Source organism: Bartonella sp. TT110JLCBS (assembly GCF_042193405.1).
GTDB lineage: Bacteria > Pseudomonadota > Alphaproteobacteria > Rhizobiales > Rhizobiaceae > Bartonella.
Genome location: NZ_JBHILT010000208.1, coordinates 1 through 706, shown reverse-complemented (window position 1 = coordinate 706; position 706 = coordinate 1). Strand labels below are relative to the sequence as shown.

Annotated in this window: 1 protein-coding gene and 1 pseudogene; both read left to right on the top strand. The window is 42.9% G+C overall.

All coding sequences use genetic code 11. From position 1 onward, the window contains the following. Positions 1-303 (top strand): annotated as a pseudogene (locus ACFILW_RS10490) (filamentous hemagglutinin); the annotation flags it as partial. Between the two features lie 20 nt (positions 304-323). Beyond that, a partial coding sequence (locus ACFILW_RS10485; RefSeq protein WP_375685808.1) for a hypothetical protein occupies positions 324-706 on the top strand: 383 nt, incomplete at its 3' end.

Genomic DNA, 706 nt, shown 5'->3' with positions numbered 1-706 from the left:
GAAAACACGACTATCAATCTCTATGGACCAGCCTTTAATGTTTTAGTTGCATCCGGTCTGTTAGGTTATGTGAGTGATGGCAAACAAACCATTGTTGGCTTTGATGGGCATAGATATGACTTTGTCAGCAGAATTATTGGCGGCAATGGCTATACCTACGGGACACTCCCTGCTGGTAGTAACGTTTGGACAGAATGGTGGAGAGTGATCATGAATCCCATAAGCTCCCATACTTGCCTTGGAGATGCGAGTGATAAGTGTACATGGCGCTATGGCACATCTCATCGTGAACAAAAACCTTGAATTAAATCATGGAGGAAAAAATGAAACAAACTCTAAAGCTATTAGGTGCTGTAACTTTATTAGGTATAGCTGGATGTCAGTTTAATAAAACTCCTGGAGGGTATTTGAGCGCGTGGGAGAAAAATGGTGTTACTAATTTTACAGAGGTAGGAAAAGCCTTGTTAGAATGTGGCATGCCAACGCCTTATGATGTCGATCCAGAAAACAGAAAGCAGAGCATTAATGCAAAAGCAACAATTTATGCTTGCATGCTTCAATCAGGTTTCCGCTATAAAGATGAAAGGGGGGGGGGATGGTGTGTAAACCATAAAGCCGAAAATCTCCCGATTTGTCGTCCAGGTGCTGTCATACCACAGCGCAGTGTCAAGAAGCGCTTGAACAGCCCGTTTTGTAAAAAGCATCC